The organism is Mycobacterium sp. P4_H6 (assembly GCF_056400845.1).
Map to the genome: position 1 here is coordinate 1 of NZ_JBFUKN010000143.1, position 9032 is coordinate 9032.

Annotated in this window: 9 protein-coding genes and 2 pseudogenes; 4 read left to right on the top strand and 7 right to left on the bottom strand. The window is 68.5% G+C overall.

Annotated elements, in window-relative coordinates; translation table 11 throughout:
* Together AC1DTF_RS31350 and AC1DTF_RS31355 are read right to left on the bottom strand one after the other, a co-directional pair.
* Window positions 1–510 (bottom strand): annotated as a pseudogene (locus AC1DTF_RS31350) (HNH endonuclease); the annotation flags it as partial.
* 272 nt (window positions 511–782) lie between these two features.
* On the bottom strand, window positions 783–1049 hold the full coding sequence (locus AC1DTF_RS31355) for a helix-turn-helix domain-containing protein (protein ID WP_057170043.1): 267 nt from the start codon (window positions 1047–1049) through the stop codon (window positions 783–785).
* Between the two features lie 87 nt (window positions 1050–1136).
* On the opposite strand from AC1DTF_RS31355, the gene map reads away from it, so the two are divergent.
* Complete coding sequence (gene map / locus AC1DTF_RS31360; RefSeq protein WP_057170044.1) at window positions 1137–1907, top strand: type I methionyl aminopeptidase; 771 nt, start codon at window positions 1137–1139, stop codon at window positions 1905–1907.
* Between the two features lie 4 nt (window positions 1908–1911).
* On the opposite strand, the gene AC1DTF_RS31365 is transcribed toward map, so the two are convergent.
* Window positions 1912–2154 (bottom strand): hypothetical protein, encoded by a 243-nt coding sequence (locus AC1DTF_RS31365; protein ID WP_477476886.1) that lies wholly within the window; start codon window positions 2152–2154, stop codon window positions 1912–1914.
* Between the two features lie 147 nt (window positions 2155–2301).
* Between AC1DTF_RS31365 and AC1DTF_RS31370 the strand changes: the two genes are divergently transcribed.
* Genes AC1DTF_RS31370 through AC1DTF_RS31380 form a run of 3 tightly spaced genes read left to right on the top strand, consistent with a single transcriptional unit; the run spans window position 2302 to window position 6259 of the window.
* On the top strand, window positions 2302–3216 hold the full coding sequence (locus AC1DTF_RS31370) for a 1,4-dihydroxy-2-naphthoyl-CoA synthase (RefSeq protein ID WP_477476887.1): 915 nt from the start codon (window positions 2302–2304) through the stop codon (window positions 3214–3216).
* A 53-nt stretch (window positions 3217–3269) separates the two neighbouring features.
* The gene (locus tag AC1DTF_RS31375; RefSeq protein ID WP_477476888.1) at window positions 3270–4139 is read left to right on the top strand and encodes an SDR family oxidoreductase; all 870 of its coding nucleotides are present in this window, start codon (window positions 3270–3272) and stop codon (window positions 4137–4139) included.
* A 32-nt stretch (window positions 4140–4171) separates the two neighbouring features.
* Window positions 4172–6259 (top strand): FUSC family protein, encoded by a 2088-nt coding sequence (locus tag AC1DTF_RS31380; RefSeq protein ID WP_477476889.1) that lies wholly within the window; start codon window positions 4172–4174, stop codon window positions 6257–6259.
* Between the two features lie 75 nt (window positions 6260–6334).
* Here AC1DTF_RS31380 and AC1DTF_RS31385 read toward each other — a convergent pair whose 3' ends face one another.
* The 4 genes and pseudogenes from AC1DTF_RS31385 to AC1DTF_RS31400 all read right to left on the bottom strand — a co-directional run.
* Entirely contained in the window at window positions 6335–7207 is an 873-nt protein-coding gene (locus AC1DTF_RS31385; protein ID WP_477476890.1) for a polysaccharide deacetylase family protein, read from the bottom strand.
* Window positions 7200–8189 carry an agmatinase gene (speB, locus tag AC1DTF_RS31390; protein ID WP_477476891.1) on the bottom strand — a complete coding sequence of 330 codons (990 nt, stop codon included), beginning with the start codon at window positions 8187–8189 and terminating at the stop codon, window positions 7200–7202. The genes AC1DTF_RS31385 and speB overlap by 8 nt, the downstream gene beginning before the upstream one ends.
* Window positions 8186–8947: an SDR family NAD(P)-dependent oxidoreductase gene (locus AC1DTF_RS31395; RefSeq protein ID WP_477476892.1), complete on the bottom strand. Its 762-nt coding sequence runs from the start codon at window positions 8945–8947 to the stop codon at window positions 8186–8188. The genes speB and AC1DTF_RS31395 overlap by 4 nt, the downstream gene beginning before the upstream one ends.
* Window positions 8944–9032: pseudogene (locus AC1DTF_RS31400) on the bottom strand (oxidoreductase); the annotation flags it as partial. The pseudogene AC1DTF_RS31400 and the gene AC1DTF_RS31395, both read right to left, overlap by 4 nt.

A 9032-nucleotide genomic window follows, 5' to 3' on the forward strand; every position in this document is an offset into this window, starting at 1 on the left:
GGCCTTCTCGGCCACCTGCGAGGGCGTCGACTGAATCATCAACGTCGTCACGACCTTGGCCCGGTCCTCCTCGGACAACGGCACCCGGCTGTTGACGTGGGCGACTCCTTTGCCGACGGCGTCGACGAACTCGATACCGACCCCACCGAGGCGCTGGGCCCGGGTCAACGCCGGCAGCGCGTGTGCCGCGCGCCCCACCCGCGTGGCCCGGTACGCCGCGCCGGGCGCCACACCACAACTCATGAGCAGATCAGCTCCCGAGCGAAGATGCTTACGTGCCGGGATCCCAAGCCGCTCGGTGGCCGCAACCGCCTGGGCGATCACATGATCCAAAAGATTGCGTGCGGTGACCGCGGCCACCAGCACCGCCAGCAGGGGCTGCTCATCGAGCACCCGCCGCGGGCAATCCAGCAGATGAAACAGTCTGCGCTCGCCATCTTCACCCGGAGGCGCAACAGCAAGGTCATCGATCAACGCATCGACAAACGTGTCGAGATGGGTGGCGTCCATATGGATACCGGCTTTCGCAGAAGGCGCCCAACGGGCACGATCAGGCAATACGGTCCGACCAGTCCCGCGGGACCATCGAACCAATCGGCGACCGGAGTCGCGGTCTGCAGCTCACCGAGTCATGATGGGAGCTACGTCGCATTCGAACTTGTGTTCGATACTACGCCGCCCCGCAGCCCGGCGCAAGGGTCATCCACAAGGCCATCGGTGACAGTTCCGGGAGCCGCGACGCCGATTAAAGTAGTTGCATCGCATCATCTTTCACGCGACAACTAACCGGTACTGGACAGATCCATATCCGGCAGACAGATGCGTGCCAGTTCATCCAGTGGGATCCCCAGCACCGTGGCGAGCGCCGCGACGGTGGTGAACGCCGGCGTGGCCAGGCGCCCGGTCTCGATCTTGCGCAGCGTCTCCGGTGAGATCGACGCAGCGTGCGCCACCTCGGCGGGCTTGCGGTCGCCCCGACATTCCCGCAGGAACGCGCCCAGGCGCTGACCGGCGGCACGCTGTTGCGGAGTCAAGGGTGATCGAACCATGCGACGAGAATACGCCATGCCGGTATGAAAATACCGAGATCTCCGCTAGGCTGGTATTTCTATACCGCTCGTTGAACAGGATTGTGCATGCTGGAATTGAAGACGCCCCATGAGGTCGAGGCGATGCGCACCACGGGTGCCTTCATCGCCGAACTGCTGGAGGACCTGCACTCCCGGGCCGCGGTAGGGGTCAATCTGCTGGACCTCGAATACCGGGCCCGCCAGTTGATCGAGGACCGTGGCGCGGTGTCCTGCTATTGGGATTACGCGCCGTCCTTCGGCCGCGGGCCGTTCCGCAATGTCATCTGCCTATCGGTCAATGACGCGGTGCTGCACGGCCTTCCGCATGACTACGTGCTGCGCGACGGTGACCTGCTGAGCATGGACATCGCAGTGTCGATCGACGGCTGGGTGGCCGATTCGGCGCGCAGTCTGATCGTCGGCACCCCCCGCCCCGAAGACCAACGGGTCATCGAGGCCACCGAACGCGCACTGGATGCCGCCATTGCCGCCGCCCTTCCAGGCGGTCGGCTCGGCGACATCTCCGCGGCCATCAGTGCGGTCGCCGATGAATACCGCTACCCCGTCAACACCGAATTCGGCGGGCACGGCCTGGGCCGCACCATGCACGAAGACCCGCATGTCTCCAACCGGGGACGTGCCGGTCGCGGGCTGGTGCTGCGACCCGGCCTGACGCTTGCGCTGGAACCCTGGTTCGCCCAGGGCACCAGCAAGATCGTCTACGACCGAGACGGGTGGACTCTCCGATCGGCCGACGGATCGCGCACCGCCCACTCCGAACACACCATCGCCGTCACCGACGGGTCACCCCTCGTGTTGACCCGCCGGGCGGCCTGATCCCCTACAGGTGCGGGGCTTCCTTGATCTTCGACTCCGGCGTACCCGCCGTCTGACACCAGGTCTGCACGGCCAGCCGGGTCCCGGTGACCTCCAACTGCGCTGCGTCGGTGCCCTTTTCGTCCTTGAGCATCTTGGCCACAGCTTCGTTCTGCGTCTTCTCGTCCTGGCCGATGAAGTCCTCGCACTTGGTGTCACCACCGGTGACCGACGGCGAGCACCCGACCAGCATGGCCCCGACGGCCATTCCCGCTAGCAACACACTTGCCGAACGCTTCACTGTGCTCTCCAACCTCGTGCGTCCCGTACGCATCGTCGCAACGTTTGTACCCGACGAAGGACCCGTCGAAACCTGCCGGTGGTCCCCGTCACGGCCGCGCCTAAAGTCTCATGCGTGACCACTGCGAACCCGTTCGACCCGTCCCTCTGGCAGCCCGTCGCCGGCTTCGAGCTGACCGACATCACCTACCACCGGCACGTCGTCGACGGGGTGCGCCGGCCCACCGTCCGGATCGCCTTCGACCGGCCCGACGTGCGCAATGCGTTCCGACCGCACACCGTGGACGAGCTCTACCGGGTGCTCGACCATGCCCGGATGTCCCCCGACGTCGGCGTCATCCTGCTGACCGGCAACGGCCCATCGACCAAGGACGGCGGGTGGGCGTTCTGCTCCGGCGGTGACCAGCGCATCCGCGGCCGCACCGGCTACCAGTACGCCGAGGGCGAGACCGCCGAGACCGTGGACCCGGCCCGGGCCGGCCGACTACACATCCTGGAGGTGCAGCGCCTCATCCGGTTCATGCCCAAGGTGGTCATCTGCCTGGTCAACGGCTGGGCGGCCGGCGGCGGGCACAGCCTGCACGTGACCTGCGATCTGACCCTGGCCAGCCGCGAGCACGCCCGGTTCAAGCAGACCGACGCCGACGTCGGCAGCTTCGACGGCGGCTTCGGCAGCGCCTATTTGGCACGGCAGACCGGCCAGAAGTTCGCCCGCGAGATCTTCTTCCTCGGCCGGGCCTACGACGCGCAGACCATGTACCAGATGGGCGCGGTGAACGACGTCGTCGACCATGCGGAGCTGGAGACCGTTGGATTGGAATGGGCCGACGAGATCAACGGCAAGTCCCCACAGGCCATCCGGATGCTCAAGTTCGGCTTCAACCTGATCGACGACGGCCTGGTTGGCCAGCAGGTATTCGCCGGTGAGGCAACGCGTTTGGCGTACATGACCGATGAAGCCGTGGAGGGCCGTGACGCGTTCCTGGAGAAGCGCGACCCGGACTGGAGCGGTTTCCCCCGCTACTTCTGAGCGATCTCGGGCGGGTGAGCGAGCGCCGACGCGCCCAAACCTAGACTGTCGCGGTGAGTAAGAACCCTTTGCGCCGGCTGTCCGACGCCGTGCTGCTGACCAGCATGCGACCACCGCTGACCGAATACCTGGGCCGCGGCCCCGAGGTCGAGCTGCGCGGTAAGCGCGTCCTGATCACCGGGGCGTCCTCCGGTATCGGCGAGGCCTCGGCGGTGAAGCTGGCCAAACTGGGCGCCAGCGTCATCGTGGTGGCGCGCCGGGAGGATCTGCTCGGCGCGGTGGCCGACCGGATCCGGGACAACGGCGGTATCGCGGAGGCCGTCACCGCCGACCTGTCCGATCTGGACGCCGTCGACGCGCTGGCCGCCCGCGTGCTGGAAAGCCATGGCGGGGTGGACATCCTGGTCAACAACGCCGGCCGCTCGATCCGGCGGCCGCTGATCGAATCGCTGGAACGCTGGCATGACATCGAGCGCACCATGGCGCTGAACTACTACGCGCCGCTGCGCCTGATGCGCGCCCTGGTGCCGGGCATGATCGCCCGCGGCGACGGGCACGTCATCAACGTGTCCACCTGGGGTGTGATGAACGAATCCTCCCCGCTGTTCGGCGCATACCAGGCATCCAAGGCCGCGCTGACCGCCGCCAGCCGGGTGGCGGAGACCGAATGGTCGGGCAAGGGTGTGCACTCCACCACGCTGTACTACCCGCTGGTGAAGACCCCGATGATCGAGCCGACCAAGGAGTTCGTGGCGATGCCGGGTCTGTCCGCCGAGGAGGCCGCCGACTGGATGGTGACCGCGGCCCGCACCCGCCCGGTGCGCATCGCGCCGCGGATGGCGGTGACCGCCAAGGCGCTGGACAGCGTGGCGCCCGGGCTGTTGGGCGCGATCATGAAGCGCGGCGTGGTGGAGCCCTCGTAAATTTCACGGCACGGCACATACCATCAGCACTCATGCTGAGCCTGGACTGGATCCGGCAGCGGGACCCCGAGTACGACGCGCTGCGCCGCGCCGTCCGGGCGGCCATCGTCCTTCCCATCGCGGCGGCGGTCAGCTTCCTGCTCGCCGGCGGCACCCAGGCGCCGATGTTCGCCATCTTCGGTTCGGTGGCGTTGCTGATCATCGCCGACTTTCCCGGCAACCGGTCCGCGCGCGCCCTGGCGTATGCCGGACTGGGTTTCAACGGCGCGGTGCTGATCAGCGTCGGAACCCTGGTTGCGCCGTACCCGTGGCTCAGCGTCGGGCTGATGTTCGTACTCGGCGTGACGGTGATGTTCGCCGGGGTGCTCAGCGAGACCGTCGCCGCCGGGCARCGCGCCACCTTGCTGACCTTCGTGCTGCCTGCGTGCACACCACCCGGCCCGATCACCGAACGCCTGTCCGGATGGCTCATCGCACTGGCCGTGTGCGTGCCCGCGGCGCTGTTCCTGCTCCCGCCGCGGCATGACGACGATCTGCGCCGCCACGCGGCCAGCGTGTGCCGCGCACTCACCGATTGCCTGGAGGGCGTCGCGTCGACCAAGGACGTGACCCGGGCGATGAACGCGCTGTGGGCCAACTTCGTCAACGCCGACTTCCGACCGGTCGCCCTGACCGCGGGCAGCCGGGCCCTGGTCCGCGTCGTCGACGACCTCGGCTGGCTGTCCGACCGGATCACCGACCGGACCGGCGCCGCACTCGGCGACATGAAACCACCCATCGTCGCCGTGCTGCGCGACTGCGCGGCGGTGCTCACCATCTCCGAACCGCGACTGCGCGCCGCCCGGGGCGCCGAGCTCAACACCGCGCTGACCGATCTGCGCGCGATCGCCCAGGGCCGCTATCGCGAGGACATCGAGCAGATCCTCGCGGTGCCCGATGACGACACCGCCGTCGAGGTCGGCCGGATGCTGTTGGGACGCCGCACCTTCTCGGCCACCGTCGGGGTCACCGGACGCATCATTCGCAACGCCGCGCTGGCCGATGCCCGGCCGGTCTGGGCGCGGGTGCTCGGGCGTGGGCTGCCCGAGACCGGCACCGCGGACTGGGTGATGCCCGAGACCACGGCCGTCGCGGCCATCACCAAGGGCTTCCTGGCCACCCGGGCACTGGTGCTGCGCAACAGCCTGCGCACCGGGCTGGGCCTGGCGCTGGCCGTCGCGGTCACCCACGTGTTCCCGGTGGAGCACGGGTTCTGGGTGGTCCTGGGCGCCCTGTCGGTGTTGCGCAGCAGTGCGCTCACCACCGGCACCCGGGTGCTGCGCGCGGTGGCCGGTACCGCACTCGGTTTCGGGCTGGGCGTCGCCGTGATCGAACTGGTCGGCGTCGACCCGGTGGTCATGTGGCTGCTGCTGCCGGTGGTCGCCTTCGGCTCGGCCTTCGTCCCCGAGGTGGCGTCGTTCATCGCCGGACAGGCGGCGTTCACGATGATGGTGCTGATCATCTTCAACCTCATCCAGCCCTCGGGTTGGGCGGTGGGGCTCATCCGCGTCGAGGATGTCGTGGTGGGTGCGCTCGTCGGCGTCGCCGTCTCGGTGTTGTTGTGGCCCCGAGGAGCATCGGCGCCGACGGCCAGAGCGGTGGACCACGCCCATGCAGCCGGCGTGGCGTTGCTGCGGGCCGCGGTGCGCCGCGTCATCCGCGGATCGTCCGAGGCCACCGACGGCCAGGTGTTCACGCTCAGCCGCAGCGCGCTGGAGGCCAGCCGGAGCCTCGATGATGCGGTGCGGCAATATCTTTCGGAGAACGGCGGCCACAATGACGTCCGGGCGCCGATCGTCCGGGCGGCCAACCGCGCGGTGCGGCTGCGGGCCGCCGCCGAGCTGGTGGCCGATGTGGTGCCGCCGCCGCTCGGGGTGTACCCGCGGGCGCGCGAGCTGCTGGAAGTGCACACCGAAGTCGTGTGCGCGCAGGATGCGTCGGGACCGCCGATCAGTGACGACTTCGTGCTGGCGCTGCGCGCCGAGGCCGGGGACAACCCGCTCTCGGTGTCCGCGGCGCTGCCGCTGCTCACCGTCGCGGCCCACCTCGGCGAACTCGAATTGCTGTACCCAGGTGGTTGACTCCAGCGAGCGTGCGCGGACTCCGGAAGACGGCGGCGTGTTGGCCCGCAGACACGCACGCTCGCGGGAGTTGAGTCAGGGGCGGGTGATGGTGCGCGGCGGAAGTCCCAGCGAGCGCACATGCTCGGCAATGGCACCGAGGCTGGTGGTCCACACATCGGTGTGCTCGACGACGTAGCGCATCAGGTCACCGAGTTCGACGGCGCGGGACGCCCGCCCGCTCAGGAACGGGTGGTTGGTCAGCACCCAGCAGGCGCCCGCGTTGCGCAGCGCGTCGAACTCCAGCTGCCACAGTTCGCGCGCCTTGCGCGGGCTCTCGATCAACCCGCTGCCGGCGATGTCGGGCAGATAGCAGTACTGCTCCCAGTCGTCGAGCGCCCACTGGATCGGGATTTCCACCAGTGACCGCGATCCGACCTCGAGCTCATACGGAATGTCGGCGTCCATCAGGCTGGAGTCGTAGAGGAAGCCGCGTTCGGCGAGCAATCCCGGTGTGCGCCAAGACAGATCCCACATCGGCGCGCGGTATCCCGCCGGGCGTACGCCGGCGACCTCGGCCAGCGCCTCCAGGCCCCGGTCGAGGGCCTCGATCTCCTCGTCCAGCGTCAGCGCGGTGGGCTGCTCGTGCAGATAGCCGTGGTGGGCGATCTCATGACCGGCGGCCACAATGGAGCGCACCGCCGCGGGATAGCGGTGTGCAGTGTGGCCGGGAACGAAGAACGTGGACGGAATCTGGTGCTTGTCGAGCAAATCCAGGATGCGCGGGATGCCCACCAACGGCCCGTAGGCCTGATGGCTCATCACACTCATCCGGGCGCCGGCCGCCTCATTGCCCCACAGCACCGCCGACTCGGCATCCACATCGAAGGTGAACGACGCCGCCGCAACTTTGCCTTCCGGCCAACGGAATTCCCCGTCGCTTCGCTCGCCCCGACGAAATTCAGACATTGTCGGCCATCAGGGTGATCAGTTCATAGCCCAGGTTGGCCGCGGCCACCGCGGTCACCTCACCGCTGTCATAGGCGGGAGCGACCTCGACGACGTCGGCGCCGACGATGTGCAGACCACGCATGGCGCGCAGGATGGCCACCAGCTCCCGGCTGGTCATCCCGCCGATCTCCGGGGTGCCGGTGCCGGGGGCGAACGCCGGGTCCAGCACATCGATGTCGACGGACACGTACACCGGGTGCTCCCCCACCCGCTCCCGGATCCGTTGCACCACACCGTCGACGCCGATGCGGTCGATATCGCGGCAGTGCACCACCGTGAAGCCGAGAGATTCGTCGTCGAGCAGATCGGCCCGGTCATACAGCGATCCGCGGATCCCGATGTGTGCGGAGCGGTCCTTGACCAGCAGACCCTGCTCGGCGGCCCGGCGGAACGGGGTGCCGTGGGTGCACGGCGCGCCGAAATAGGTGTCCCAGGTGTCCAGGTGCGCGTCGAAATGCACCAGCGCCACCGGACCGTGCACCCGGTTGATCGCCTGCAGCGCGGGCAGCGCGATGGTGTGGTCACCACCGAAGATCATCACCCGCTGCTCGGGCGTATTCAGCAGTCCGGCAATGCCTTCCCGCACCTGGTCGACCGCGGCCTCGATATCGAACGGGTTGGCCGCGATATCGCCGGCGTCGACCACCTGTGCTTGGGCGAAGGGGCTGACGTCCAGCGCCGGGTGGTACGGCTTGAGCAGCCGGGACACCTGGCGGATCGCGGCAGGACCGAACCGGGCCCCCGGCCGGTAGGTGACGCCACTGTCGAACGGCACCCCGACCACCGCGATGTCGTAGCGGTCGACCTCGTGGCGCTGAGGCAGCCGCGCGAAGGTCGCCAGACCGGCGTAGCGGGGCACCTCCATCGCGTTGACCTGGCCGACGTTCCCCGACGCCGATCGCACATAAGGCTGGCTTGGCACCTGCTGTTCTCCTGTCATGCTCTGGTCCTGGTGGATCCGCCGTTGCAGGCGATGACCTGCCCGACAATGGCGGYCACCTCGAAATCGGCCAAAAGTTCCACGGCGGCGGCGATCTCATCGGGCCGCCCGATCCGGCCGAGTGGGATCGCCTCGGCGTAGCGGGCGTGCATGGTGGCCAGATCGATTCCGGCGGCGTCGGCGTCGACCTGCAGTTGCGGGGTGTCGGTCACCCCGGGCGCCACCGCGTTGACGATGATGCCCTCGGGTGCGAGTTCGCGGCCCAGCGCTTTGACCAGAGCGATCAGTCCGGCCTTGGCGGCGGCGTACGCGGTGGCCTCGGGCCAGCCGGTGACACCCCATTCGCTGGCGATCACCACGATTCGGCCTTCGCCACCCCGGCGCATATGCGGCAGCACCGCCTGCACCAGGTGGAAGGTGCCACCCAGATTGGTGTCGACGATCCGCCACCAGTCCTGCTCATCGTGTTCGAGCAGCGGCGCCATCGTCATGTAGGCGTGGTTGGCGACCAGCACATCGAGTCCGCCGGTGGCCTCGGCCACCGTGTCGGCGATCCGCACGCATTCGTCCGGGTCGGCGACGTCACCGGCAACGGCCAGGCCACCGATCTCGGCGGCCAGCGCGTCCAGATCGGCGCCACCTCGAACGTCGTTGACCGCCACCGTCGCTCCGGCCGCGGCCAGCCGGCGGGCGTGAGCGGCACCCATCCCCTGCGCGGCGCCGGTCACCAGCACCACCCGGCCGTCCAGCGCCGTCATATCACCGCTCCCGAGTTGACATTGACGACATCGCCGACGCTGAATGTCGCGTCGCAGACCAGGTATTCGACACAGCGTGCCACCT